Source organism: Clostridium sp. CM041 (assembly GCF_055081035.1).
The window spans coordinates 1942005-1968062 of the sequence record NZ_CM143648.1 but is presented as its reverse complement, the minus strand read 5'-3'; the positions used below and the strand labels follow the sequence as shown (position 1 = coordinate 1968062).

The window sequence follows — 26058 nt, the reverse complement described above, 5'->3', positions numbered from 1 at the left end:
ATATTGCATAGAAGGAGGTATATTATGTTAATAGATAAAATAAATAAATATTACACTAAGGAATATGACTTAAGTTGTGCTGAGGTGATGATTTACGCTGCTAGTGATGAATATAATATGAAATTAAAAAGCGAAACGTTTAAAACTATGTCATCCTTTGGTGGAGGAATGGGTATTGAGAGCATATGCGGAGCAATAACAGGTTCTTTGGCAGTTATAGGTATATTGTTTACTAAAGAAAAAGCTCATGAAGGGAATAGAGTAAAAAGGCTATGCCAGGAATTCTTCCAAAAATTTGAATTAAAGTTAAGTACGAATAATTGTGCGGCTCTTAAAGCAAAATATAAAAAAGATGATGGTAGTTGCAAGGTAATGATTGAAACTGCTACTGAAATATTAGATGAAATTGTGATACGCGAATTAAAAGTTAATAACTTAACTTAATGAAAGGAAAAATTATGGATTACAAAAATATTGAATCATTTAATGAAGGCATTATAATAAAAGATGTAGAGAACTTTGAATTAGACCATATATTCGAATGTGGGCAATGCTTTAGATGGGACAAGGAGCCTAATGGCAATTACATAGGGGTAGCATATGGGAAGGTAATAGAAGTAGAAAAAAAGGGGACGCAAGTAAAGATATATAATATAAATGAGGAAGAATTTAATGAGATTTGGTGTGATTATTTTGACCTTAAAAGAAATTACACAGTTATCAAAGAGAAATTTAAGATGGATCCTCTTCTTAAAAGATCTGTTGATTTCGGGTATGGCATTAGATTATTGCAGCAGGAGCCTTTTGAACTTACCATATCATTTATAATTTCTTCAAATAATAGAATCCCAATGATAAAAAGAGCTATAAACAATTTGAGCAAAAAATGGGGAAAACCAATAGAATATAAGGGGAAAACGTACTACACATTTCCAACAGCTGCAGATTTAGAAGAAGCTACTATAGAAGAAATTCAGAGCTGTAGTCTGGGGTTTAGATCTAAATATGTAAAAAACACAGTACATCAGGTATATACTGGTGAAGTGAATTTGGAGCTTATTAAAGCCGCGGAAGATGATATTTGCCATGAAGAACTAAAAAAACTTAGTGGAATAGGCCCAAAAGTCGCGGATTGTATTATGTTATTTTCTATGCAAAAATATTCTGCTTTCCCAGTGGATGTGTGGGTTAAGAGGGCGATGCAATTTTTTTATTTAGCACCAGATGTCTCTCTACCTAAAATAAGGACCTTTGCTAGAGACAAATTTGAAAACTTAGCAGGTTTTGCACAACAGTATTTGTTTTATTATGCAAGAGAAAATAATATTAAAATAGAATAAATTAAGCAAAGCAAGTAATACTATATAAAACTATGAGTTACTATTTAATAAATACAAGAGTGAAGAGGATGAAAAACAATGAAAAGAATGTGGAATAGTATTAAAATGAAGGTATCAGGATATAAACAATATATATTACTATCAGCAGTTTTGCTAGCTTTCGCATACATAGGATATGAATATTATTTCAAGTATTCATATATATTGAGAAATCCGAATATATTAAAAGAAGTTATTCTTTCTTATGGAAATTTCAGTGTTTTAATTTTCATTCTTATGCAGGTTTTACAAGTAGTAGTTTTTTTTATTCCAGGAGAATTTATACAAATTGCTGGAGGATATATTTTCGGTGCATTTTTAGGCGGTATAATATCTTTAATGGGTATTACTTTAGGAGGTATAATAGTATATCTTATTGCTAATAGTTATGGTAGGCCTTTTGTGGAGAAGTTGTTATTAAAAAAGAAAGTGAAATTTTTTAGAAAAATATTAAAAATAGGAAGCAAAAAAAATGTTATATTCATATTTTTTTTAATCCCAGGAATACCTAAAGATGCTCTAATATACATATGTGGAGTATCTGATGTTTCTTTTAAAGATTTCTTTATATATTCAACACTCGGTAGAATTCCAGGGATTTTTATTTCTTCATATTTTGGTCAAAAAATAGATGCATGGGATGTTACAAGTTTAATAACTATAGGCATAACAATGAGTATTATATCAATAGTAGGGATTTTTAAAGGAAATACTATAATAAAAAATGTAATTAAAAAGAAAAAATAATCTTATTAAAAAGTTACGATAACACATGTTTTATAAAAGATTATAAAGAGCGTAGATTTTATAAATATTATAAAGAGTGTAGCTTTTTATAAATATTATAAAGAGTGTAGCTTTTTATAAATATTATAAAGAGTGTAGCTTTTTATATTGTGATTTATATATACATCTTAATATTATGCTACTTATAGTAATCAAAATAATTATTAATATTGCACAATGGAAGAAAAAATCCTGTGGAAGGATCGTTATTATTGGATCATATTCAATATCAAATAACCAGTAATCATTTTTAAAGAAAATATGATGAAAAGCTGTGAAGCTTTTATCGAAATTAATTAAAAAGGGTACAAGTAATATTATAGGTACGATAATAAGAAAAATGGAACTAGTTAACAAGTATCTTATTGTTTTGTGTCTCTTATTTATGATTATACCTATAATACTTATTAATATTGAGAAAAATAGCATTACCTTAAGATTATCAAATATCATTTTAACTTCTTTAAAATGAATTTTACCATTATTGGAAGAAGGTAGCGTTGGAAGAGTGAATTCTTCAATTTTATTTTGAGTTAAATATGTGATTACATAGTCATAATTAGTCTTTAGTTCCTTTTTATTTAAATTAGAAGATTCTTTGATTTTTAAAACCTCAATATCCATATAGTATAATGGCTTAAAAAGCAAAGTAAGATTTATGCTTAAAATTATAAAAGAAAAAGTAAAACTTAAAATAAAAAACGTTTTGAATGAAAATTTAATAAGGGTTTTTACATTTCTAAAAATGGAGTCTTTAAAAAAATAGTTATTAAACCATTTATATAGACTATTCATAAAATCACCTCTATTAGTGATTTTAACAATAAATCAAAATATATTCAATGATAATAAAATGTACTAAAATTATAATTTCATTAAAAAGTAAGTAAATAAGAGAAAAACTATATAATGCAGTGATAACTAAACATAATATAGTTTAATTGCGTATAAATGGTATAATATATAGAATAGGTGAAGTTGATATTATACTGATTATTAATTAAAATATTAGGTATAGAACTCATTAGCACTCAGATGTGATGAGTGCTAACAAAAACAACAAAATATATAAGGAGGGGTTTAAAATGAATATTAGACCACTTAGTGATAGAGTGTTAATTAAAAGATTAGAGGCGGAAGAAACTACAAAAAGTGGAATACTTCTTGCAGGAGCTTCAAAGGAAAAACCACAAGAGGCTGAAGTAGTTTCAGTAGGACCAGGAAAAGTTGAAGATGGGAAAGTAATTAAAATGGAAGTTAAGGCAGGGGATATAATATTATTCTCTAAATATTCAGGAAGTGAAATAAAATATGATGGTATTGAGTATATCATATTAAAGCAAGATGAACTATTAGCTGTAATTGAAAAATAACATTAACGTAATAATAATTAAATAATAATTGATAGTAAATGATTATTTAATCATTAGCGTCGTATAGGAGGGTTTAAAATGGCTAAAGATATATTGTTTGGAGAAGAAGCGAGAAGAGCTATGCAAAGAGGTGTAGATAAACTTGCAAACACTGTTAAAATAACACTCGGACCCAAAGGAAGAAATGTTATTTTAGATAAAAAGTTTGGATCACCATTAATAACAAATGATGGTGTTACTATAGCTAGGGAAATAGAGCTAGAAGATGCATTTGAAAATATGGGAGCACAACTTGTTAAAGAAGTTGCTACAAAGACAAATGATGTAGCAGGAGATGGAACAACTACAGCTACATTGCTTGCCCAAGCTATAATAAGAGAAGGTTTAAAAAATGTTACAGCTGGTGCCAATCCAATGTTAATAAGAACTGGTATAAAAATGGCTGTAGATAAAGCTGTTGAAGAAATTAAAAAATCTTCTAAACCAGTTAATGGTAAGGAAGATATATCGAGAGTTGCTGCTATATCAGCTAGTGATGAAGTAACAGGAGCTCTAATTGCTGATGCTATGGAAAGAGTAGGCAACGAAGGTGTTATAACTGTAGAAGAATCAAAATCTATGGGAACAGAACTTGATGTTGTTGAAGGAATGCAATTTGACAGAGGATATTTAAGTGCATATATGGTTACAGATGCAGAAAAAATGGAAGCAAATCTTGATGAGCCATATATTTTAATAACTGATAAGAAAATTACTAATATACAAGATATACTCCCAATACTTGAGCAAATCGTTCAACAAGGCAAAAAGTTATTAATAATTGCTGAAGATATTGAGGGTGAAGCTTTAAGCACATTAGTTGTTAATAAATTAAGGGGAACTTTTACTTGTGTAGCTGTTAAAGCACCAGGTTTTGGTGACAGAAGAAAAGAAATGCTTCAAGATATAGCAATCCTAACTGGAGGAGAAGTTATATGCGAAGAATTAGGAAGAGAACTAAAAGATGTTACTGTTGACATGCTTGGAAAAGCAGAAAGTGTTAAAATATCTAAAGAAAACACTACTATAGTAAATGGTAAGGGTGAAAAAGATACAATACATGATAGAGTTTCCCAAATTAAAAAACAAATTGAAGAAACTACATCAGATTTTGATAGAGAAAAATTACAAGAAAGACTTGCTAAACTTGCAGGCGGAGTAGCTGTAATAAAAGTTGGAGCTGCTACTGAAACTGAATTAAAAGAAAAGAAACTCCGAATAGAAGACGCTCTTGCAGCTACAAAAGCGGCAGTTGAAGAGGGAATAGTTCCTGGTGGTGGAACAGTTTATATTAATGCTATTCTTGAGATTGCAAAATTATCGTCAGATACACCAGACGTTCAAGTGGGTATTAACATAATTAAAAGAGCATTAGAAGAACCATTAAGGCAAATAACTACAAATGCTGGTGCGGAAGCTTCAGTTATAATAGAAAAAGTAAGAGAAAGCGCTGGAGAAACTGGATATGATGCTTTGCGTGGAGAAATGGTAAACATGATAAAAGCTGGAATTGTTGACCCAACAAAAGTTGTAAGATCAGCACTTCAAAACGCAGCATCTGTTGCAGCAACATTCTTAACAACTGAAGTTGCAGTTGCAGATATTCCAGAAAAGAATTCAGCACCAATGGGTGGCGCACCAGGAATGGGAATGGATGGAATGTACTAAAAATAATTTGAACAATAATTATTATAAATAAAGTATATTCAAATAAAAAATTAACTAGGGTTTTACCTTAGTTAATTTTTTTTATTTTGTTAAGACTTATAATTATGTTTCTAGTATGTTCGCGAACTAGTTCACGAACATACTAGAAATATTCATTGACAAATGCTTAAACATTAACTATCATTATTGTAATAACAAATTCAAAGAACAATTACGCTACTCATATATACCTTGAATATGGCAAGGAGTATCTACCGGAAGCCGTAAATTTCCGACTATGAGTAATCTTAGTATGAGCTTATTTTTGGCATGCTAATTTTACTTTAGTTAAGGTAGGATTAGTATGCCTTTTTATACTTTATACCTTATTTTAAAATATCGTATATATAAATATTCTTATGCTAATTATAAAGACGAATGTAAAATAAAATTGTGAAAGGGTGTTAATTAAATGGCAAAAATATTAAAACAAGCATATACCTTCGACGATGTATTGCTAGTTCCAAATAAATCTAAAGTATTACCTAAGGATGTTAGTTTAGCTACTTACCTTACGAAAAAAATAAAACTTAACATACCTTTAATGAGTGCTGGTATGGACACTGTTACTGAATCTAGAATGGCTATTGCTATGGCTAGAGAGGGTGGAATAGGAACTATACATAAGAACATGAGTATTGAAAACCAAGCTATTGAAGTAGACAGAGTTAAAAGACAAGAAAATGGTGTAATTACAGATCCATTCTTCTTATCTCCAGATAATATTTTAGAAGATGCATTAGCATTAATGAGTAAATATAGAATATCAGGAGTTCCAATTACAACAAATGGTAAATTAGTTGGAATAATCACTAATAGGGATATAGTTTTCGAAACTGATTATAGTAAGAAAATTAAAGATATAATGACAAGTGAAAATTTAATTACTGCATCAGAAGGAACAAGTATGCAGGAAGCTAAAGAACTTCTTAAAAAACATAAAATAGAAAAGTTACCTTTAGTAGATAGCGAAAATTATTTAAGAGGACTTATTACTATAAAAGATATAGAGAAAACCATAAAATTTCCGAATGCTGCAAAGGATTCTAGAGGAAGATTATTATGTGGTGCAGCTGTTGGTGTAACTGTAGACATAGCGGAGCGAGTAGATGCTTTAGTAAAGGCCGGGGTAGATGTAATAACTATAGATACAGCTCATGGACATTCTTTTGGAGTAATGGATGCAGTACGAAAAATAAAAGCTGTATACCCAGAACTTCAAATAATAGCAGGGAACGTTGCTACGAGTGAGGCAACCAGAGATTTAATTGAGGCAGGAGCGGATTGTGTAAAAGTAGGGATAGGTCCTGGATCAATTTGTACTACAAGGATTGTAGCAGGAGTAGGAGTTCCACAACTTACAGCAGTTATGGATTGCGTTGAAGAGGGGAATAAATATGGAGTTCCTGTTATTGCAGACGGCGGCATAAAATACTCAGGAGATATAGTTAAGGCATTAGCAGCAGGTGCTAATGTGGTAATGATGGGTTCTATGTTTGCAGGCTGTGAGGAAGCTCCAGGTGAAATGGAAATCTATCAGGGAAGAAGCTATAAGGTATATAGAGGCATGGGTTCTCTAAGTGCTATGGCTTGCGGAAGTAAGGATAGGTATTTCCAAGAAGGAAATAAAAAGTTAGTTCCAGAAGGGGTAGAAGGAAGAATACCTTTCAAAGGAAGTGTTATAGAAACTATATATCAGATGATAGGTGGTATACGTTCAGGAATGGGATATTTAGGTTCTGAAACGCTAGAGCAATTATTTGAGACTTCAACCTTTGTTGTCCAAACATCAGCAGGGCTAAGAGAAAGTCATCCACATGATGTGTCAATTACAAAAGAAGCGCCAAATTATAGCGTGAACAACTAGAATAGATGAGAACAGCTAGAATAGATAAGAATATATATAAATAGCTAAGAATAAAGCTTAAGTGTACAGGAGGAAAAAACATTGATTAATAGAGAATTAATTTTAGTGGTTGACTTTGGTGGTCAATATAATCAACTTATTGCAAGAAGAGTTAGAGAAAATAATGTTTATTGCGAAATAATACCATATACATCTTCTGCCGAAAAAATAAAAAACATGAATCCAAAAGGAATAATATTCACTGGTGGACCAAATAGTGTATACGCAAAAGGTGCTCCAAAGGTTGAAAAAGAAATATTCGAACTAGGCATTCCTATTTTGGGAATATGTTATGGTGCTCAATTAATGGCTCGAGTATTTGGTGGAGAAGTTATAACACCTGATGTTCGAGAATACGGAAAAGTAGAAGTTGACCTATGCAAAGATGCTACTATTTTTACAGGGATAGAAAAGAATCAATGCTGGATGAGTCATACAGACCATATTTCTAAAGTACCAGAAGGATTTGATATAATTGCAACTACTAAAGATTGTCCGGTAGCTGCTATGGCCAGTGTTTCTAAAAAACTCTATGGAGTTCAATTTCACCCAGAAGTAAAACATACTCTTTTTGGTGAAGAAATGATTAGAAAGTTCTTATATGATGTTTGCGAGGTTAAAGGCGATTGGTCAATGTCATCTTTTGCGCAGGAAAAAATCAAGGCTATAAAAGAACTAGTTGGAGATAAAAAGGTACTTTGTGCTCTTTCAGGAGGCGTAGATTCTTCAGTTGCAGCAGTGCTTGTACATAAAGCAATAGGAGATCAGTTAACTTGTGTATTTGTAGATCATGGCCTTTTAAGAAAAGATGAAGGCGATCAAGTTGAAACAATATTCAAAGGCGAATTTAAAATGAATATAATAAGAGTTAATGCTCAAGATAGATTCTTAGGTAAGCTTAAAGGTGTAAGTGATCCAGAGAAAAAGAGAAAGATAATTGGAGAAGAATTTATAAGAGTTTTTGAAGAAGAGTCTAATAAACTCGGACAATTAGATTTCCTTGTTCAAGGAACAATATATCCGGATGTAGTTGAAAGTGGTACTGATACTTCAGCTACTATAAAAAGTCATCATAATGTTGGCGGACTTCCAGAAGATATGCACTTTAAATTAATAGAGCCTTTAAGAGAATTATTTAAAGATGAAGTTAGAGCAGTGGGAGAAGAGATTGGAATTCCTCATTACTTAGTGTGGAGACAGCCATTCCCGGGACCAGGTCTCGCTATAAGAGTACTTGGAGAAATAACACCTGAAAAATTATTTATAACTAGCGAAGCAGATGCAATATTCAGAGATGAAGTAGCTAAAGCTGGACTTGAAAGTGAAATATGGCAATACTTTGCATGTCTACCAAACATCCAATCTGTTGGAGTTATGGGAGACGAACGAACATACTGCCATACAGTTGCCCTAAGAGCTGTAACTAGTTCAGATGGAATGACTTCAGATTGGGCTAGAATACCATATGAAGTGTTAGATATAGTTTCTAGAAGAATTGTTAATGAAGTTAAAGGAGTAAACAGAATTGTTTATGATGTAACTTCTAAGCCACCTTCAACTATTGAGTGGGAATAGGTAAGAACGTTGTTATACCTATATATATTAATGAAATAAGTTAACAAAAGGTGTTTATGAAATATACTATTAAATTAGTATTTCATAAACACCTTTTGAATTTTTTAATAGAAAACAAGAAAAATATGGAATTTACGTAGAAGATGATTTAATAGATATAGGAAGGTAATTATAAAACATAATATATATTAAATTGTGGCATAATAAATTTATAAATATTAGAGAGCAATATCAAAATGTAATATATCACCAAAATGAGTTAATAAGAAATTATTCGAAAAGTAAATAGATAAGAAAAGGGTGTGAAAAAAAATGAATAAATTAGAAACATTAATAGATGCAGGATATAAGATAGAAATTCAATCAAATGCTAAGTTTTGTTTGATTTTGCAGGATACAATCCCTTGTGTGAGTTTTAATGCGGATAATGTAGAGGAAGCTATTGATTCAGCTTATTACTTTGTTAAAGAGCTGAAAACAGGGGCAGATAAAACTGAAATCGAAACAGAAACACAAACATCAAAGCAAACAAAGGATTATAAAACTATACCGCAACCACAAGAATTAAAAATTGATGAAGAAATACTTAATGGAGAATTTAAGATGACGACTACTATTAGATTATATTCAGAAGTTTGGGGTGAGTTTAAAGATTTTGCAGAGACACATAAAGAGTATAAAAGTATGGATTTAGTTAGCATGGCACTTCTAGAATATATTGAGAAATACAAAGAATAATTATCCTATAATTAGTATATAAAGTGGTTTGGCTTAGGCTGAACCTTTTTTTATTTTAACTTAGGGAATTAGAGAAAGGGAGAACTATTATGGTTAATAATACAATTATTACTATATTTATTGGCATAACTGGTGTAACATAAGAGATAAAGATATCAGTGTGATGACTCTAGAAGTAAAAAGGCAGGTACTGGTGTTGGCCTAGGGCTGAGCATTGTTAATTTGGTAATAGAGAAAAATGAGGGTGGTAGAATAAAATGAAATTAGTACTTAAAGATATAGAAAAGAGTTATGGAGAAAAACAGGTGTTAAAAAAAGCATCATTTACATTTGAAAAAGGAAGAATATATGGACTTTTAGGAAGAAATGGAGCAGGTAAAACAACCCTTTTTAATTGCATAAGTGGGGAAACTAAATATGAGGATGGTAGCGTGAGTATAGTAGAAGATGGACAAGCAACAGTTGAAATAGATTATAGTAAGGTAGGATATGTTTTTTCAGATCCAGTGATACCAGAGTTTTTAACTGGATATGAGTTCTTAAAATTTTATATTGATATTAATAAGGAGAAAATTGAAAATTTGCTTACAATAGATGAGTATTTTGATATTATACAAATTAAGGATGAAGACAGATATAGGTTGATGAAGGGATATTCCCATGGAATGAAAAACAAAATGCAAATGGTTTGTCTTTTAATAACTAGACCTGCTGTAATTTTGCTAGATGAGCCCTTAACCTCTTTTGATGTAGTAGTGGCTCTAGAAATTAAAAATTTGTTAAAGAAAATGAAAAGTGAACACATTATTATTTTTTCTACTCATATTCTTCAGCTGGCTACAGATTTATGTGATGAAATATTGGTTTTAAATAATTGTATTTTAGAAGAAGTGGATAGTGAGTTACTAAAGAGTCCTGAATTTGAAGAGAAAATCATGGAGATTTTAAAGGAGGGAGGAAATGATTAGTACATTTATAAATAGTTTTAAGGTATCTTTTGCAGAGCAAGCTAATACTTTTATATATTTTCTTAAAAGGATACCAATTTTGGGTAAAAAAATTCCTGAAGATTTGTATAAAAGAACCCATGCTAAACTGGTTATAGGGGTTATACGTGAAATTTTAGGAGTGCTAGGTGAATTTATAGGAAAGACTATATATTTAGGGCTAATGATTATTTTGCCATCCTACTTAATGACTAAGGACATAGCAAAGCTCCAACCCTATTTTTTACATATTCTTTTCTTTTTAAGCTTTATTTTGGGACCGGTTATGAAAAATGTAATTTTTGATAAAACCAACAAAGCGGCCTTTAATATGATAACACTAATGAGAGCTGATGCAAGAGAATACTATCTTGGAGAAATAGTATATAAAAATATAACAGACTTTATATACTTTGTTCTTCCAGTAATAATTATAGGTTTAATAATAGGATTTTCACCATTAAAAGCTATGGTGATTGTAGCGGAAATAATAGCTTTTAGATTGATAGAAGAAGGGCTACAGCTTTTTATATATGATAAGACAGAAATAATACAAAAACATAAAGATTTATTTATGTCACTAGTAATCATTGGAGGACTTGTCCTTGCCTATGCACTACCTTTATTAAGAGTTACTATTGATTTTAATTTAATATTATTCAATGCTTTCGTGGCGATTATTGTATTAATTCTAGGCGTGGCAGCTTTTATATACTTATGGAAATTTAAGAAATATACTTTAATAGCAAAAGATTTATTAAATAAGGATAGTTTATTTAATGTGGAGGCTATTAGAAATCAAGCGACTTTTTCAACTGTGAAATTGGATGAAAAGAGAATGAGTAAGGAAGAATTAAATACAAAAAAATATGACCAAAAGAAGGGCTATGAATATTTAAACTCATTATTTTTTCTTCGTTTCAGAAGAATAATGGTAAAACCTGTAAAGGAAAGAGTCGTCTTTATAGGTTTTATATTTTTAATTACCATGTACTTTGTGATTTTTATGCCGAGTAAAAGGGTGGATATAGTGAACATAATTAAAAAAAGCATTCCCCCATTGGTATTTATAATGTACAGCATGTCAACGGGAGAAAGAATTTGCAAGGCTATGTTTTTTAATTGTGATGCAAGTCTATTAAGACAAGGCTATTACCGAGAGGCAAGTGTGATTTTATCCAACTTCACTTCAAGACTTAAGAGGGTAGTTATTCTTAACCTGATACCGGCGTTAACTTTATGTTCTGCTATAATTTGTATTATATTAGCTAGTGGTTATAGCTCCCAGCTTATTGGAATGATACCACTATTTTTGTGTATTATTTGTTTAGCTTGTTTCTTTTCAATACATCATTTGTTCATGTACTATGTATTGCAGCCTTATACAGCAGGGTTAACAGTGAAAAGTCCCTTATTTAAAGTCGTAAACATGGTTATGTATATTGGTAGCTATACATGTCTTCAAATTAAGACGACTTCATATTATTTCACAGCAGGGATTATTATAACAACTATTGTATATATGGTAGTTGCGTTGATTTTAACATATAGAGTAGCTCCAAGAACTTTTAAGTTAAAATGGTGATAATATAAGCAAAATCGCTGCACGAATAAACATATTACTGAATTCTTAAAAACATGCACACTTTATGGGTAAATTGCATATAATACAATTAGTTTATTAAATAAAATAGGGATACCAGAGGACACAACAGATTAAGAATTAGTAGTAAAAAATAGATAGTACGCATAACTATCTATTTTGTTTTTTTATCATCCTTATGGACTTCGATACCAAATTCTGTTTCGGACTGATCAGGTAGTTTGGTACGCGCTTTTATATTAAAACTTATTCTATCTTTTGAAAAAAATACTACTGCGGAAGTTATACCAAGAACAGCTATTGAGGTAATACAAAACAGCTTGAACATTTGGGTAAGCTCCGACATTTAATTCTCACCTCCCTTAATTTTTATTCCTGAGGTATCCCATAAATAGGGAGGTGATAAATCTGTTGTGAAAATACCAATTACATAAAACTGATGTAAATATATGGTATAACTATAATATATACCTTTAATGATTTTAATTCAATATTTACTATAATACAATAAAATACAAAAAAATTAGTTTTAAGTAAATTAAAAGGATATGTTGCGCAGAAAGCATCTTAGCAACATATCCTTTTGGTTATAGCATAATCAAAGAAAAATTCTTAATTCTTATTTGAAATAATAATCGCTTAACTAAATTACCTTTTTTACATCGAATAATGAATTTTGAACTAGAAAAGCCTGGGGGAAGTATTTCCCAATAGTCCAATAACTAACCCCGCCTAAATTATATGCATTAGCAGTCCTAAGTTTGACGTTTATACTCCTAGCATCTTCAAACCAAACTACATGTCTTTTGCCATTAGAATCGTAATAGTAAAAAAACGGTGCTTGAGCCGTATAGTCATATTGAATAGATGCAAATACTTTTCTCGCAAGATCAACAGCTTCTACATTACCGAGTACAGTTGCTTTAGTTCCTTTTACATAAGGTAAAGTCCAAACGTACCCATAATTAGGTATGCCCATAAAGATGTTTTTACTTGGAATTACGGTTACAGCATAATCAAGGATTTTTTTTACTTCATTAATTGGAGCCACCGCCATTGGTGGACCTGCAGTATAACCCCACTCATAAGTCATCAGTATAACATGAGACGCTATGGCACCGTGAAATGGATAATCATGCGCTTCATAAAGTAATCCTTTTATATCACCATTTGGCTTAGGGGCTAAAGCGGTAGTAACGATATAGCCTAAAGCCTTTAGTTTGATTACTGTTTTGCGTAAAAAATCATTATAGTTTTGTTTATCTTTTGGGAAAATATATTCTAGATCTATAGCTAAACCGTAATAATTTTTATTTTCCAAGGTGCTGACTATGTTATCTAATAAAGTGTTTTGTATATTTTCATCTGTAAGTATAATATGGGCTAGGTCACTATCAAAACCACCACCTTCTCCTAAATTCGTAATTACCATCATAGGAGCTACTTTAGCTTTTCTAGCAGCAACTATTAAGGGGACATCATTTATTCCTTTTAGAGTTCCGTTAGCCAGCACCTGATAACTAAATATGCTAAGGTATGTGAGACTTGGAAGAGTCTTTTCGAGAACATCCATATCCGTAGTAGGAAGTGCATAGCCATTAACTTCAAGTGAGCCTAATTTTTGCGTTGATGGTGGTATAATAATAATTTCACTAGGATAAATTAGTATAGTATTTTTAAGGTTGGGATTTGCAGCATATATATCTGAAATAGTTACACCATACATTCTAGCTATCATGTAAAGTGATTGACCAGGAAGAATTTTGTGTTTTCTTGTGCCTTGAAGTATTACAAGCGTTTGGCCTACCACAAGTTCATCTGGGTTTGCAAGTTCATTATCAGAAGCAATTTTATTAGATGGAACTCCATATAATTTAGAAATTATATATAAAGTTTCACCACTTTTTACAACATGAATAATCAAAAAAAATCACACCTCTTATAGTAATATAATTTAATATATGCTATACAATACAAGGAAGTACATACTATATTTTTATGGTGAATAAAGTCACGGTCAATTATTTGGAAAAGTCACTAGAATAAATGAAGCATTCACAGATAATACTATAGCTATCGTGCATAGGCAACTCCAACTTTATGGAGTTTTATATTTAAGTTCAACTTTTAAAATTTTAATAAATAGAAATAACAGAATTTGCTATAAATACAAAATTTTATTAAAAAACTTGATTTATTTAAATGAATAAACTAAAATTATAGTATATTGTTTTAGCGAGGCAATGCAATGCGATGAGCAAAATAATCAATGATTGTTTTGCTTCAAGATATAAACAAGGAGGAATATTAATGGCAAAAATTTTATCATTAGATTTAAGCAAAACAATTCCATATTTAGGTGAACATGAAGTTTCTTATTTACAGCCAATGGTATCTGCTGCACACAAAATGCTTGCAGATAAAACAGGTGCGGGGAATGAATTTTTAGGATGGATGGACCTTCCTTTAAATTATGATAAATCAGAATTTAAAAGAATTAAACAGGCAGCAGAAAAGATAAAAAATAATTCTGAAGTCTTAATAGTAATTGGAATAGGTGGCTCTTACCTAGGAGCTAGAGCGGCTATAGAAACGTTAAGTCATAGTTTTTATAACAGTCTTTCAAGCGATAAGAGAAAAGCGCCAGCAATATTCTTTGCAGGTAATAATATAAGTTCTACATATATGGCAGATTTAATTGAGGCTGTAGAAGGAAAAGATATTTCTATAAATGTAATATCAAAGTCGGGAACTACTACAGAACCAGCTATTGCTTTTAGAATATTAAAAGGATTATTAGAAAAGAAATACGGAAAAGAAGGAGCTAAAGAAAGAATTTTTGCGACTACTGATATTTCTAAAGGAGCTCTAAAAAAATCAGCAGATGCAGAAGGCTATGAAACTTTTGTGATTCCGGATGATATAGGAGGAAGATTCTCAGTGTTAACAGCTGTAGGGTTACTTCCAATAGCAGTAGCGGGCATTGACATTGATGAAATGATGAAGGGTGCAGCGGATGCAAGAGAAGCATACAGTGTAGAGGATTTAAACAATAACGATTGTTATAAATATGCAGCAGCTAGAAATGCACTATATAGAAAAGGCAAGGTTACAGAAATTTTAGTTAACTATGAGCCATCACTTCAATATTTTGGTGAGTGGTGGAAACAACTTTGTGGGGAAAGTGAAGGAAAAGACCAAAAGGGAATATTCCCAGCATCAGTTAATTTCTCTACAGATTTGCATTCTATGGGACAGTATATTCAAGAGGGTGTAAGAAATATATTTGAAACAGTTATTAATGTAGAAAAGCCAAGAAAAGAAGTTGTAGTAGAAAATGAAAGTGAAGATCTAGATGGATTGAACTTCTTAGCAGGTAAAACTATGGATTTTGTTAATGGGAAAGCTTTCCAAGGAACAGTACTTGCTCATAATGATGGGGGTGTACCTAACATTATTTTAAATGTGCCAGCATTAACAGCGTATAATTTTGGACATATGGTTTATTTCTTTGAAAAGGCTTTAGCAATAAGCGGATATTTATTAGGTGTGAATCCTTTTGATCAACCAGGAGTTGAAGCATATAAGAAAAATATGTTTGCTCTTCTTGGAAAATCAGGATATGAAGAAACCAAAGCAGCACTCGAAAAAAGGCTTTAAAAAAATGAGAAAGATCATATGAGAATTATTGTAGATGCAGATGGTTGCCCTGGTAAACAGCTAATAGAAAAGGCAGCTAAGGAAAACTTTATAGAGCTTATTATGTATTGTGATATTAATCATGTTTTGAGTAGCGATTATGCATCGATAAGGTACGTTGATAGTGGATTTCAAAGCGTTGATATGAAAGTAGCTAATGAGGCGAAATCTAATGACATAGTAATCACTCAAGATTTTGGGGTTGCTGCTATGGTTTTAGCTAAAGGCGCATATGCAATAGGCCCTAAAGGACATATATATGATGATGATAATATTGATAAATTATTATTTGAGAGGCATTTATCCGGCAAACTAAGACGGAGCGGAGGTAAAACCTTTGGCCCTAAAAAACGAACAAATGAAGATGATAAAAAGCTTTATAACAATTTAATTAAATTGATTCTAAAAACGCAATAATGCACTTAGAATATGCGAAATAGTTAGTAATAAAAATTACTAGCTATTTTTATATTCTAAAAGAATAATGTCCAATTCAGTCAAGAGATGAATTTTCGTGTGCGACGTTCAAATTATAATGACAAATTTAATACATAAAAAGCTATGAAATTTTAAATTTTATTGTTTTATAATAAAACATTGAAAGTTTATGTCTATATATAAAAGAAAAAATATGGAATATATGCTGTTACAAATAATGGGATTATAGTATAATATATCAGTATAGAGACTAATTTTTTTAATAATATTTTTGTATTGTATTGCTTATTTATAAAGGTAGGTGAATTTAAATGAATGAAATGAATATATCGTTTAGATTAGAAAACCCTGAAGAAAAATATAAAGAAATCGGAATAAGTGTTGAAAATATATTAGAGGATAATTTGAACTACAAATTTCTTGTAGGGATTGATGGAAAATGGACTACTTTGAAGAAATTAAGTGGAGCCAGTGATGCTATATGGAAACCACAGGCAGATGGTAAGTACTCCATAATGGTACAAGCTAAAAGAAAAGAAAGTAAAAAGCCCTTTGATTATATGTCAAAAACAGATTACCTGGTAGGCGAGGCTTACGAAAAGTTAATAAATGATATATACATAGATAAAATAGAAATAATGGCAGGTGAAAAAGTCACCTTAACAGTAGATGCCACAAAGATTCCTATTATGTATAGATATTGGGTGCATGAAAGGGGGAATTGGCTACTTATAAAAGACTATTCATCAGAAAATATACTGACATGGACTTCAAAATATTGTGGAGAGCAAGAGTTTTTGGTAGAGTGCAGGAATTTAGATTCAAAAAATACATTTGATGACTCTATGAAAATACGATTTAATGTACAAGCCATACAATCAGTAGAAATTGTAAGTTTTAAATGTTTGACGGATGGTATGGTAGAAGGTGCGGAACTAGTTTTTGAGGTGGAGGCAAACTATGTGGATAACAGAATGGTTTTGTACAAATTTGTAAAAATTAATCCTAAGGGAGACACCATTTGCATACAAGATTATTCAACTAAGAAATTAGTTAGTTATGTTGAAGAAAATAAGGGTGATTATAAGCTACTATGTATGGCAAAGGATATGTATTCAATTCATGAATTTGATGATAGAGCATTGATTCATTATAGCGTTAAACCTTATGAAGTAATAAACATACATAGTTTCACTAGTGATTTAAGTTCACCGCAAGTATGTGGCACTCCTATAATTTTCAAGTGTATTGCTAGAGGTGGGAAGGAGTTATTATATAAATTCAAAATTGATGGAAAATGCATAGAGGATTCTGGTTACATTAGAGAAAATAATTTTTTTTGGATACCAAAAGAAGCGGGAGAATATAAAGCTTACTTATGGGTGAAAGATGTATCCTTTAAAGGAGAATATGAGAAGAAAGTTTCTTTAGACTTTATAATTGACGATATAGGTAATGAAAATGTGGTTATTGATGATATAATTTTGGATAATAAAGAGACAGTATTAATAGGCGAAATAGTTCATGTAAAAGTTAAAGCAGCAGGAGGAAATTCTTTAAGATATAGTTTTATAATTTCTAAAGATGATAAAGAGATAGAAAAAGTACAATTTGGAACACGTGATTTTCTAGAGTTCACGCCAGAGGAGAGTGGAAAGTTCAAACTGGAGGTAAGAGTAAAAGATAAGTATTCCAAAAGGAAATTTGATTGTCACGAAGTTCTATGTATTCAAGCTTTAGAATGCATTCCAGCTAAAATAGACTATGTATTAATGCCAACAAGAGAATACTTTATGGTTGGAGATACTATTTCTCTCCAAGTTATATCTGAAAATACAAAAAATACTCTTGTGAATTATGTTATGAAAATAGATGGTCATTTAGTAGAACAAACAAATTTTGTGGAACATAAAAATTATGAGATTAAACCTAAATGTAGTGGAAACTATTTAATAGAACTTCTAGCAAAGAATAAATTGAGCACAAATGCATATGATTGTAAGAAGGAAATAAGAATAGAAATACATGAGACGCTACCTGTAAGAGATACAAAGATTCTATGTGATAAGGTAAATTTTATGGCTAATGAAACAATAACATTTGTAGCACAAAGTAAGGGTGGCAAGAATGTTGAATATGAGGTCTATCTCATGGAAAAAGGAGACTGGAGTTTGGTACAAAAATTTAGCAGGAAAAATGATTACATCTTTATGCCTTTTACTAAAGGGATTTACAGAATACTAGTATTATCAAAAAGTTCTTATAAGAGTATTTCATATGAAGATTATGATATAATGGAGATTGAAGTAAAAGAATAACTTTAAAACAGCTTTTAAAGGCTGTTTTTTTTATGAGTAAAAGATTTAATGTTAAGCTTCGAAGAAGATGAATAGTACCGTAGGTGATAATTTACCTGAAGTTTTAGAAATAGTTAAGGAGATGAATAGATATGGAAAGAATAGACAAAATATTATCAAATTTAGGCCATGGAACAAGAAAAGAAGTGAAGGCGTTGTTAAAAAAAGGGAAAATAGAGGTCGATGGAGTAATAGTTTCTGATAATACAATGAAAATTGATCCGGATAAGGCTGTAATAAAGGTAGCTGGTGAAGAAATAACATATAGAAAATACATATATATAGTCATGAATAAGCCAGCTGGGGTAGTTTCTGCTACAGTAGATAAGTATGATGAAACTGTTATTGATTTAATAGATCAAGAATACCATGCTTTTAATCCATTTCCTATAGGAAGATTGGATAAAGACACAGTAGGGTTATTGCTAATCACTAATGATGGTGAATTAAATCATAAATTGATAGCACCTAAGAATCATGTAGATAAGGCGTATTATGCCGAGATTAATAAATTTGTAGATCAAAAGGATATAGACACCTTTAAGAAAGGTGTTGTATTAGATGATGGTTATAAATGCATGCCGGCCATATTAAAAGTATTAAATGCAGATGAAAATGGATCTGAGGTAATGATTACTATTCAAGAAGGCAAATTTCATCAGGTAAAAAGAATGTTCGAAAGTGTTGATAAAAATGTTGCATTTTTAAGAAGAATTAGTTTTGGTCCACTAAAATTAGATGGAAATTTATCTGAAGGACAATATCGAGAATTGTCGGAAGAAGAGTTGGATTTATTAAAACAGATTTAATTTAGTTAATAATATTATTATTTATGAAAAAAATAAGTAAAATGTCTTTATTTTAAAATATAATTACAATTAAATTTGTAAAAAACGCTTGCAAACATTAGTTAAATTTAATATAATTAAGTAGTAAAGTTAAATAGAGAGATAAATAGCCCCCTTTTTATTTGTTTAGAGCAGCCCAACCCCAAGGGCTGTTTTATTTTGTATAAAAAAGTCGATTTTTGTGAAAAATTCTTGATATAACATATTTCGATAAAATGCTCACATTAAATAACGTTATTTAATGTGAGCATTTTTTATTTGATAATAGGGAAGTATATAAGCACATAGTATATACTAGATGTATTTTTTGGATTATAATAAAAGCGAGTAAATATAGAAACACATGAATAATTTAACACAACATTTAGTGAAAAACTAAAGCAATACTAAATATTTTTTTAAAATTTGAAAAATATATCAATATGAAATTTAGATAGGAGGAAATCTTATGGAGATAAAAGAAAATTTAATAAATTTTATGACAGAGCAGGCATATAAGCCTATGAATATAGCAGAACTTTCTAGAGTATTCGATATTAAAAAAAAGGATATGAAAGGGTTTTCTAATTTATTAGCTGAAATGGAAACAAATGGGGATGTGGTTAGAACACATGCCGAATATTATGGTATTCCAGAGAAGATGGGTCTTGTAATTGGTAAATTCCAAGGTCATCAAAGAGGCTTTGGATTCGTAATAGCAGAAATAGAAAGACCAGATGTATTTATTCCTGCGGATAATTTAAATGGAGCAATGAATGGTGATAAAGTTCTTGCAAAAGTTTTAAAGGAAGAAAATAGCGGGAAAAAATGTGAAGGTGAAATTGTAAGAGTAATAGAAAGGTCTAATAAAACAATAATAGGGACTTATGAGGACAGTAGTAATTTTGGGTTTGTAGTAGCTGATGACAAGAGGATTGCTCAGGATATATTTGTTCCTAAATCAGAAAGAAATGGTGCAAAAACAGGGCAAATAGTAATAGCTGAAATAACTCAGTGGCCAGGACAAAAAAGAAATCCCGAGGGGAGAATTATAGAAATTCTCGGAAGCAAAGGTGACGCGGGCATCGATATATTAACTATAATTAAAAAACATAAGCTACCAGAGGAGTTCCCACAAAATGTTGAAGCATATGCCGATAATATAGCCGAAGTGATTCCACAAGAAGAATATACGCGCAGAACAGATTTAAGGGATTTACGTATGGTAACCATAGATGGCGAGGATGCTAAAGATTTAGATGATGCTGTGTCTATTGAAATTTTAGATAATGGAAACTATCGTTTAGGAGTTCATATAGCAGATGTTTCTCACTATGTAAAAGATAAAAATCCTTTGGACAAAGAGGCTTTTAAAAGAGCAACTTCAGTATACTTAATTGATAGGGTTATACCAATGCTTCCTAAAAAATTATCTAATGGGGTTTGCAGTTTAAATCCTAAAGTAGATAGACTAGCTCTTAGTTGTATTATGGAAATGGATAAAGAGGGTAAATGTGTAGATCATGAAATAATGGAAAGTGTTATAAAAACTAATGAGAGAATGACTTATACAGATGTTACTAAAATACTAAGGGATAAAGACGCCGAAACTATTAAAAAATATGATTATTTATATGAAGATTTTAAACATATGGAAGAGTTATGTGGAATTCTTAATAAGAAGAGAATGAATAGGGGCGCTATAGATTTTGATTTCGCTGAGTGTAAAATAATATTAAATGAATTAGGAAAGCCTGTAGACATTGTACCTTATGAGAGAGCTATTGCAAATAGATTAGTTGAGGAATTTATGTTAACGGCTAATGAAACTGTAGCTGAGCATATGTTCTGGCTAAATGTGCCATTTGTATATAGAATTCATGAGGATCCAGATGAGGAAAAATTAATGCGATTTAGTGAATTTGCTCATAATTTAGGATATTCTATGAAGTGGGGAAAGGATATACATCCTAGAATGCTTCAGGAAGTAATAGGAAAAGTAAAAGGCCAAAAAGAAGAGATGGTACTAAGCACTTTATTATTACGTTCTATGATGAAAGCAAAATATTCTCCAGAATGTGTTGGGCATTTTGGGTTAGCAGCCAAGTATTATTGTCATTTTACATCACCAATTAGAAGATATCCTGACTTAATGATCCATAGGATAATTAAAGAAGTTATAAATGGAGGATTAAGTCAAGCGAGAACAGATAGATTAGGTAGAGAAGTAGAGATAGCGTCAAAACAATCATCAGATATGGAAAGAGTAGCTATGGAAGCTGAGAGAGAAGTAGATGACTTAAAGAAAGCTGAGTATATGAGTGAGCGAATTGGTCAAGAATATGATGGTATTATATCCTCAGTAACTAATTTCGGATTGTTTGTTGAACTTCCTAATACTGTAGAAGGGTTAGTTCATATGACTAGCCTGGATGATGATTATTATGTCTTCGATGAAAGACATTTAACCCTTATTGGTGAGAGAACTAAGAAAATTTATAAACTAGGAGAAGAAGTAAGAATTGTAGTTAGTAAAGTTGATTTAACTTCACATGAAGTTTATTTTGATATAATTGAAGCTGATGAAGAGAAAGAAGAAGACCAAGAAGTTGAATACTCTGTTAGTGATTTAAATGAACTTATAAAGGAAGAGTAGTCAAAAGAAGAAGACAATAATATAAAATAATTTTAAAATACACAGAAGAGGTTAATAGCTTCTTCTGTGTAATATATTTAAAGAATATATTGTAAAAATAATCCATGCATTCTTGAAAAAGAATACATTGTATAGTATAATACTATGTATTATACATAATATATATAATGTGTTCTTATATATATTAATAAGAATAAAGCAGGTGAAATTGTGGCAAAGAAATCGGAAAACAAAACACTAGCAGAAAACAGGAAAGCAAGACATGATTATTTTATAGAAGAAGCAATGGAAGCTGGTATAGCGCTTGTTGGTACAGAAGTAAAGTCTATTAGATCTGGAAAAGCGAACTTAAAAGATGCTTATGCAGATGTTATAAATGGTGAAGTATTTATAAAAAATATGCATGTTAGTCATTACGAAAATGGGAACCAATTTAACACTGATCCTTTAAGAGTAAGAAAATTATTGCTTCATAAAGAGCAAATAAATAAACTAGCATCATTTACGTCTCAAAAGGGTTTTACACTAGTTCCATTATCCCTATATCTTAAGGATACTAAGGTAAAAGTTAATCTTGGTATTGTTCGCGGTAAGAAAGACTATGATAAGAGAGATGCAATGCTAGAAAAAGATGCTAAGAGAGACATGGATAGGCAGATAAAAGAGAGAATGAGATAACTAGCAATAATGCACATACATTCCATGATATTAGCACTTGATAAAGGATATAATATAGTGTATCATTAGGTTTATAGTAAGTAACAAGAAATTAGATTAGCAGTTGATATCTAATTGATTTATGGGTCATAAAAATTTAATAATTTAAATTTGCGTAATTACATACAATAATAGTTATATATTATTGTAGTACAAAAGATTTTAGTTTAATCTTTTGACATATTAGGGGGCGTACTTGGTTTCGACGGGGGTACGTTGCATCGAGGAAGCGAGCCGAGGGAACCTATGGACCCGCGTTAAAAAACTATTGGAACAATTTAAACGCAAACGATAATTTAGCACTAGCAGCTTAGTTCTGCTACGTCTTACCTTTGAATACCGCGACTTAGGATAGGGCGCCGACAGCGGTGAACCGAGCCTAGGAAAGCTTTGACCCAGGAACGGAAAATATGAAGCTACCGGAACCTAAACCCCGTCAGTAGGGGTTAGGAGACGGGAATTTTAAAGTACTGACTACGCTCGTAGATGCCTAGGTGTTATGGCTTTCGGACAGGGGTTCGACACCCCTCGCCTCCACCAGTGAAACCCTCGACTAATTAATTTTAGTTGAGGGTTTTCTTATGTTTAAATTTGATTATATAAAAAAATTAATGTAGTGAAATATTGATAAAATGGTGCTATATTAAATAATAAAATATGCTACTTATAAAGAATGGTATATTTTTTTATACAAAGGAGAATTTCTATGGGAGTTTTATTAAATCGTTTACTGACAATGTTAAATGATAGTCCTCCAAAGTCAACAGATTATCATATTGTATTGACCTTACTTATGAATTTTCATTCCTTATACGATATGACTATTAGCGAAGTAGCCAAGTTGTGTATTGTTTCAAAATCTACTATTTCAAAATTTATTCGTAGTATAGATTTTGAAGATTATGCTAGTTTTAGGACAGCGGCAGCCTTTAAACAAAATAAATATGGATTCAAGCTAAACTATAATCAGAATATTGCAGAGTATATTGAAGAAAAGGGAATGGATTCTTATTTAGAAATTATACATAAAGATATTGAAGAATGTAAAAATTTCATTGATATGAATAAAATTGATGAATTGGCAAAATATTTAATTAAGTATAAAAAAGTTGCAAGTTTTGGATTGTTATTTTCTGAAATTGCTACATTAGATTTACAGACTAAATTAGCTTATAATGGTAAGTTTATAATTACTAATTTGAACGATGTAAAACAAGATCAGTTTATAAATAATGCTAAAGAAGATACTCTAATTATAATTTTTTCAAATTCAGGAAGCTATATGCAAAGATATCAGCTATCGGAGTTTCAAATTACAAAGAGTTTTTTGAATACAAAAGCTAAAATTGTTTTAATTACATCAAACAAGGAAATGGAAAAATTCGGAAAAGTAGATTTATGTATTAATTTTAAGCATACAACTAATGTTCAGACCCATTCAATTATTTTTCAATTAATTAATGATTATATTACTCTTAGATATCGCCAATTGACACGTAAAAAGGAATAATAAATGAATTGTGAGATCTATATATTATAGCTCATAATTCATTTTTTTTATTAAAGTTTCCAAATTGAGAACTTTCATTGATTCATAAAAACTTATGTTACAATCAAAATACATTAGAGAACTAAACTTAAATTGATTACTTTATCATAAGTGAACAACAAGAGTTATAAAAAAATTAATAATATTGGGGGAAAAAATCGTGGCAAAAAAGAACTATGAAAATCTAGCAAAGCAAATTGTTAAAAATATAGGTGGAGTTGATAATGTTTCAGATCTAACTCATTGTGTAACACGTTTAAGATTCAAATTAAAAGATAATTCAAAGGCAGATAAAGATATAATTAAAAAATTAAGTGGAGTTTTATCAGTTGTAGAAGGAAATGGGCAATTCCAAGTTGTTATTGGAAATGCAGTTACGGATGTATACGATACAGTGGTAAGTTTATATCCAATTAAACATGATGGTGGAAATCCAATAACGGAAGAAAAGCCTACTGGAAGTGCATTAACACGTGCGTTTAATATAATGTCAGCTATTGTAAATCCAATAGTAATAGCTCTTGCAGGTGCAGGTATGATAAAGGCACTTCTTGTAATTTTAACTACTACATTAGGAATAATCGATACTTCAGGAAGTACCTATAAAATATTATCAGCAGCTGGAAACAGTGTATTTTATTTCTTACCTTTGTTTTTAGCATATTCATCAGCAAAAGTTTTCAAATGTAATCCTTTTATTTCATTAGCAATTGTATCAGCTCTAATGGAGCCTAAGTTCACAGGACTTATGCAAGCGCCTGGAGATGTAACAACCTTTTTGGGAATACCGGTTGTACTAATGAGTTATTCAGGTACTTTAGTTCCTGCCATATTATCGATTTTAGTTTATTCTAAGTTGGAAAAACTATTAAAGAAATTTATTCCTAAGAGCATAGAGCTTTTTGCACTTTCCTTCGCGGCATTACTTATTATGGTTCCGTTGACTATTATTGTAATTGGGCCTATGGGTGTTTACTTAGCAAATGGTGTTGGAAATGCAGTTAATTTCTTTAGTGTGAAGAGTGGAGTTCTCACAGGTGTGGTCGTTGGTGGAGGTTGGACATTCTTAGTACTGTTAGGAATTCACTGGGGTGTTGTTCCAATTATGATTAATAATATTGCTACTTATGGATTTGATTACATTCGTCCAATGGTTGCCGCTGCTACATTTGCAAGCGCCGGAGCAGCATTTGGAGTGTTTTTAAAAAGTAAAAACAAAGAAAATAAAACATTTGCATTATCTGCAACAGTTCCGGCATTGCTTGGTGGTGTTACAGAGCCAATTATATATGGACTATCAGTAAAGTTTAAGAAACCATTTATTGCACAAATTATTGGGGGTGCTATTGCAGGAGGATTTATCGGCGGTATGCATACTAAAGCTATTGTTTATGTATTCCCCGCATTAACAACTTTACCAGCCTTCATTGGAGAAACATTTGTTTACTATATAATTGGAATTTGCTTAGCATTCTTTGGCACAGCAGCCCTTACGTATTTCTTAGGCTTTGAAGAAGAGGCGGGGGAAGATAAAGTAGGAACAAGTGATGTAGATGAAAAGATAAAGGAAAGAGAGTGAAAAAAGGTCAGCCATTAGTAAAGTTTAATATCAACAAAATTAAAGCGGCTGGATATGATTTTACTACAATGCTGATACTTACTAATATGGATGAGATTGAAGAGGTATCGAACTATCTATATTAGTAAAAGAATCGGTTACTAA

General features: G+C 30.9%; 22 protein-coding genes, 1 other RNA gene and 1 riboswitch. Of the genes, 20 read left to right on the top strand and 3 right to left on the bottom strand.

Annotation, left to right across the window (positions count from 1 at the left end; translation table 11 throughout):
• Positions 1-24: 24 nt before the first annotated feature.
• The 3 genes from ACWJJT_RS09215 to ACWJJT_RS09205 all read left to right on the top strand — a co-directional run bounded on the left by ACWJJT_RS09215 (position 25) and on the right by ACWJJT_RS09205 (position 2126).
• Positions 25-444: a C-GCAxxG-C-C family (seleno)protein gene (locus ACWJJT_RS09215; protein ID WP_462954499.1), complete on the top strand. Its 420-nt coding sequence runs from the start codon at positions 25-27 to the stop codon at positions 442-444.
• Between the two features lie 14 nt (positions 445-458).
• Positions 459-1340 carry a DNA-3-methyladenine glycosylase family protein gene (locus ACWJJT_RS09210; RefSeq protein ID WP_462954498.1) on the top strand — a complete coding sequence of 294 codons (882 nt, stop codon included), beginning with the start codon at positions 459-461 and terminating at the stop codon, positions 1338-1340.
• Between the two features lie 78 nt (positions 1341-1418).
• Positions 1419-2126, top strand: coding sequence for a TVP38/TMEM64 family protein (locus tag ACWJJT_RS09205; RefSeq protein ID WP_462954497.1), 708 nt, complete (start codon positions 1419-1421; stop codon positions 2124-2126).
• A gap of 123 nt (positions 2127-2249) precedes the next feature.
• On the opposite strand, the gene ACWJJT_RS09200 is transcribed toward ACWJJT_RS09205, so the two are convergent.
• Positions 2250-2960: a TIGR01906 family membrane protein gene (locus ACWJJT_RS09200; RefSeq protein WP_462954496.1), complete on the bottom strand. Its 711-nt coding sequence runs from the start codon at positions 2958-2960 to the stop codon at positions 2250-2252.
• Positions 2961-3250: 290 nt separating this feature from the next.
• Between ACWJJT_RS09200 and ACWJJT_RS09195 the strand changes: the two genes are divergently transcribed.
• From ACWJJT_RS09195 to ACWJJT_RS09165, 7 genes are all read left to right on the top strand, one after another.
• Positions 3251-3538 carry a co-chaperone GroES gene (locus ACWJJT_RS09195; protein ID WP_165412565.1) on the top strand — a complete coding sequence of 96 codons (288 nt, stop codon included), beginning with the start codon at positions 3251-3253 and terminating at the stop codon, positions 3536-3538.
• Positions 3539-3616: 78 nt separating this feature from the next.
• On the top strand, positions 3617-5245 hold the full coding sequence (gene groL / locus ACWJJT_RS09190) for a chaperonin GroEL (RefSeq protein ID WP_462954495.1): 1629 nt from the start codon (positions 3617-3619) through the stop codon (positions 5243-5245).
• Positions 5246-5445: 200 nt separating this feature from the next.
• Positions 5446-5543, top strand: a riboswitch (purine riboswitch).
• A gap of 153 nt (positions 5544-5696) precedes the next feature.
• Positions 5697-7151: an IMP dehydrogenase gene (guaB, locus tag ACWJJT_RS09185; RefSeq protein WP_462954494.1), complete on the top strand. Its 1455-nt coding sequence runs from the start codon at positions 5697-5699 to the stop codon at positions 7149-7151.
• Between the two features lie 84 nt (positions 7152-7235).
• Positions 7236-8765: a glutamine-hydrolyzing GMP synthase gene (gene guaA, locus ACWJJT_RS09180; protein WP_462956764.1), complete on the top strand. Its 1530-nt coding sequence runs from the start codon at positions 7236-7238 to the stop codon at positions 8763-8765.
• Positions 8766-9077: 312 nt separating this feature from the next.
• Positions 9078-9503 carry a hypothetical protein gene (locus tag ACWJJT_RS09175; RefSeq protein WP_462954493.1) on the top strand — a complete coding sequence of 142 codons (426 nt, stop codon included), beginning with the start codon at positions 9078-9080 and terminating at the stop codon, positions 9501-9503.
• A gap of 257 nt (positions 9504-9760) precedes the next feature.
• Entirely contained in the window at positions 9761-10471 is a 711-nt protein-coding gene (locus ACWJJT_RS09170; protein ID WP_462954492.1) for an ABC transporter ATP-binding protein, read from the top strand.
• On the top strand, positions 10464-12074 hold the full coding sequence (locus ACWJJT_RS09165; RefSeq protein WP_462954491.1) for a hypothetical protein: 1611 nt from the start codon (positions 10464-10466) through the stop codon (positions 12072-12074). Before ACWJJT_RS09170 ends, ACWJJT_RS09165 begins: the two co-directional genes overlap by 8 nt.
• A gap of 172 nt (positions 12075-12246) precedes the next feature.
• Here ACWJJT_RS09165 and ACWJJT_RS09160 read toward each other — a convergent pair whose 3' ends face one another.
• Both ACWJJT_RS09160 and ACWJJT_RS09155 read right to left on the bottom strand, forming a co-directional pair.
• Entirely contained in the window at positions 12247-12438 is a 192-nt protein-coding gene (locus tag ACWJJT_RS09160; RefSeq protein WP_462954490.1) for a hypothetical protein, read from the bottom strand.
• Between the two features lie 297 nt (positions 12439-12735).
• A complete protein-coding gene (locus ACWJJT_RS09155) occupies positions 12736-14016 on the bottom strand; it encodes a glycosyl hydrolase family 18 protein (RefSeq protein WP_462954489.1) in 1281 nt (426 codons plus the stop codon).
• 386 nt (positions 14017-14402) lie between these two features.
• Between ACWJJT_RS09155 and ACWJJT_RS09150 the strand changes: the two genes are divergently transcribed.
• The 10 genes from ACWJJT_RS09150 (at position 14403) to ACWJJT_RS09105 (ending at position 26039) form a co-directional block, all read left to right on the top strand.
• Positions 14403-15752: a glucose-6-phosphate isomerase gene (locus ACWJJT_RS09150; protein WP_462954488.1), complete on the top strand. Its 1350-nt coding sequence runs from the start codon at positions 14403-14405 to the stop codon at positions 15750-15752.
• Positions 15753-15770: 18 nt separating this feature from the next.
• Positions 15771-16208, top strand: a complete 438-nt coding sequence (locus ACWJJT_RS09145) for a YaiI/YqxD family protein (protein WP_462954487.1) — start codon at positions 15771-15773, stop codon at positions 16206-16208.
• A gap of 332 nt (positions 16209-16540) precedes the next feature.
• Positions 16541-18547, top strand: coding sequence for a triple tyrosine motif-containing protein (locus tag ACWJJT_RS09140; protein WP_462954486.1), 2007 nt, complete (start codon positions 16541-16543; stop codon positions 18545-18547).
• 131 nt (positions 18548-18678) lie between these two features.
• A complete protein-coding gene (locus ACWJJT_RS09135; protein WP_462954485.1) occupies positions 18679-19395 on the top strand; it encodes a pseudouridine synthase in 717 nt (238 codons plus the stop codon).
• A 487-nt stretch (positions 19396-19882) separates the two neighbouring features.
• Entirely contained in the window at positions 19883-22069 is a 2187-nt protein-coding gene (rnr, locus tag ACWJJT_RS09130) for a ribonuclease R (RefSeq protein WP_462954484.1), read from the top strand.
• A 207-nt stretch (positions 22070-22276) separates the two neighbouring features.
• A complete protein-coding gene (gene smpB / locus ACWJJT_RS09125; RefSeq protein WP_411955889.1) occupies positions 22277-22747 on the top strand; it encodes an SsrA-binding protein SmpB in 471 nt (156 codons plus the stop codon).
• A gap of 225 nt (positions 22748-22972) precedes the next feature.
• Positions 22973-23326, top strand: a transfer-messenger RNA (tmRNA) gene (gene ssrA / locus ACWJJT_RS09120).
• 166 nt (positions 23327-23492) lie between these two features.
• Positions 23493-24296 (top strand): MurR/RpiR family transcriptional regulator, encoded by an 804-nt coding sequence (locus ACWJJT_RS09115; protein ID WP_462954483.1) that lies wholly within the window; start codon positions 23493-23495, stop codon positions 24294-24296.
• Positions 24297-24495: 199 nt separating this feature from the next.
• The gene (locus tag ACWJJT_RS09110; RefSeq protein WP_462954482.1) at positions 24496-25914 is read left to right on the top strand and encodes a PTS transporter subunit EIIC; all 1419 of its coding nucleotides are present in this window, start codon (positions 24496-24498) and stop codon (positions 25912-25914) included.
• A complete protein-coding gene (locus ACWJJT_RS09105) occupies positions 25911-26039 on the top strand; it encodes a PTS glucose transporter subunit IIA (protein WP_304518632.1) in 129 nt (42 codons plus the stop codon). The genes ACWJJT_RS09110 and ACWJJT_RS09105 overlap by 4 nt, the downstream gene beginning before the upstream one ends.
• Positions 26040-26058: the final 19 nt, after the last annotated feature.

What these genes read in the sequence shown, in the direction of transcription:
- ACWJJT_RS09210 (WP_462954498.1), top strand. Translation starts at nt 459, where the DNA reads ATGGATTACAAAAATATTGAATCATTTAATGAAGGCATTATAATAAAA.
- ACWJJT_RS09215 (WP_462954499.1), top strand. Translation starts at nt 25, where the DNA reads ATGTTAATAGATAAAATAAATAAATATTACACTAAGGAATATGACTTA.
- ACWJJT_RS09165 (WP_462954491.1), top strand. Translation starts at nt 10,464, where the DNA reads ATGATTAGTACATTTATAAATAGTTTTAAGGTATCTTTTGCAGAGCAA.
- ACWJJT_RS09205 (WP_462954497.1), top strand. Translation starts at nt 1,419, where the DNA reads ATGAAAAGAATGTGGAATAGTATTAAAATGAAGGTATCAGGATATAAA.
- ACWJJT_RS09145 (WP_462954487.1), top strand. Translation starts at nt 15,771, where the DNA reads ATGAGAATTATTGTAGATGCAGATGGTTGCCCTGGTAAACAGCTAATA.
- rnr (WP_462954484.1), top strand. Translation starts at nt 19,883, where the DNA reads ATGGAGATAAAAGAAAATTTAATAAATTTTATGACAGAGCAGGCATAT.
- ACWJJT_RS09140 (WP_462954486.1), top strand. Translation starts at nt 16,541, where the DNA reads ATGAATGAAATGAATATATCGTTTAGATTAGAAAACCCTGAAGAAAAA.
- groL (WP_462954495.1), top strand. Translation starts at nt 3,617, where the DNA reads ATGGCTAAAGATATATTGTTTGGAGAAGAAGCGAGAAGAGCTATGCAA.
- ACWJJT_RS09195 (WP_165412565.1), top strand. Translation starts at nt 3,251, where the DNA reads ATGAATATTAGACCACTTAGTGATAGAGTGTTAATTAAAAGATTAGAG.
- ACWJJT_RS09175 (WP_462954493.1), top strand. Translation starts at nt 9,078, where the DNA reads ATGAATAAATTAGAAACATTAATAGATGCAGGATATAAGATAGAAATT.
- ACWJJT_RS09150 (WP_462954488.1), top strand. Translation starts at nt 14,403, where the DNA reads ATGGCAAAAATTTTATCATTAGATTTAAGCAAAACAATTCCATATTTA.
- ACWJJT_RS09135 (WP_462954485.1), top strand. Translation starts at nt 18,679, where the DNA reads ATGGAAAGAATAGACAAAATATTATCAAATTTAGGCCATGGAACAAGA.
- ACWJJT_RS09200 (WP_462954496.1), bottom strand. Translation starts at nt 2,960, where the DNA reads ATGAATAGTCTATATAAATGGTTTAATAACTATTTTTTTAAAGACTCC.
- ACWJJT_RS09115 (WP_462954483.1), top strand. Translation starts at nt 23,493, where the DNA reads ATGGGAGTTTTATTAAATCGTTTACTGACAATGTTAAATGATAGTCCT.
- ACWJJT_RS09160 (WP_462954490.1), bottom strand. Translation starts at nt 12,438, where the DNA reads ATGTCGGAGCTTACCCAAATGTTCAAGCTGTTTTGTATTACCTCAATA.
- guaB (WP_462954494.1), top strand. Translation starts at nt 5,697, where the DNA reads ATGGCAAAAATATTAAAACAAGCATATACCTTCGACGATGTATTGCTA.
- ACWJJT_RS09170 (WP_462954492.1), top strand. Translation starts at nt 9,761, where the DNA reads ATGAAATTAGTACTTAAAGATATAGAAAAGAGTTATGGAGAAAAACAG.